Origin of the sequence: Comamonas sp. Tr-654 (assembly GCF_011752915.1) — a bacterium.
Lineage (GTDB): Bacteria > Pseudomonadota > Gammaproteobacteria > Burkholderiales > Burkholderiaceae_C > Comamonas.
The window spans coordinates 1-818 of the sequence record NZ_VWWQ01000017.1 but is presented as its reverse complement, the minus strand read 5'-3'; the positions used below and the strand labels follow the sequence as shown (position 1 = coordinate 818).

Below are 818 nucleotides of genomic sequence, written 5' to 3'. Positions count from 1 at the left end.
TCGACCCTGAGCAGCCATTGGCTGCTCATCCTTTTGCAACTATGCTACCGTCAGTCTCAAAAGGAAATTGAAGACGTAGATCGGATAAGACTACCTGCAGTGCAGAGATACCTTATGTCTCGCGCATGAATTTCAACCCAACTATCTATTAGCAAATGAAAATTTTAAAAAATATATTTCTTGCTTTGAATTTTCTGCCAATATTAGGTATTGCTGCTGATCTTTCCCCAAAAGAAGAAAAAGAACTTTCTGAGCAAGTTGGCAGTATTTTTATCGCATACGAAAATGATGATGTAGATAAAATAGTAAAAATGACCATCAAACCTATTGTTGCGATGTCTGGTGGTACTGAAGCCATGAAATCCATGATTTACAAATCACTTAATGCACAGAAGAATGCAGGAGTATCCATCGAAAGTACGAGTATCGGAAAACCAACTGAGCCAATAGTAGCGGGTGATGATATATTTACATTTATTCCTAAAATTACGATCATGAAATCGCCCGGGAAACGCGTTAAAAGTACTTCTTTTATGATCGCCTCACGAGGAGTTAATGATAAAGATTGGTATTTTATGGATGCATCTGGTCTTAGGAAAAACCCAGGAATGCTTTATGTGATTTTTCCCAAACTACCTAAAGATATAGTTCTACCAAGTAATAATATTGAATTCATTCAGTAGAATAATAAATTCTATTGGATGGAATTTAAATTCATCACGACATTAATATTGCACTGGCAAACCAATCGCGGTAACTAACTCTTTTTTATTCGCACTGGTCAGTCGGCAGTTAAAATAACCTTGCAGTTTTTTGCT

General features: G+C 36.3%; 1 protein-coding gene. It reads left to right on the top strand.

Annotated elements, in window-relative coordinates; genetic code table 11:
- The first annotated feature begins 155 nt into the window (after positions 1-155).
- Positions 156-683, top strand: a complete 528-nt coding sequence (locus F3J24_RS24765) for a hypothetical protein (RefSeq protein ID WP_167011555.1) — start codon at positions 156-158, stop codon at positions 681-683.
- The last annotated feature ends 135 nt before the right edge of the window (positions 684-818 follow it).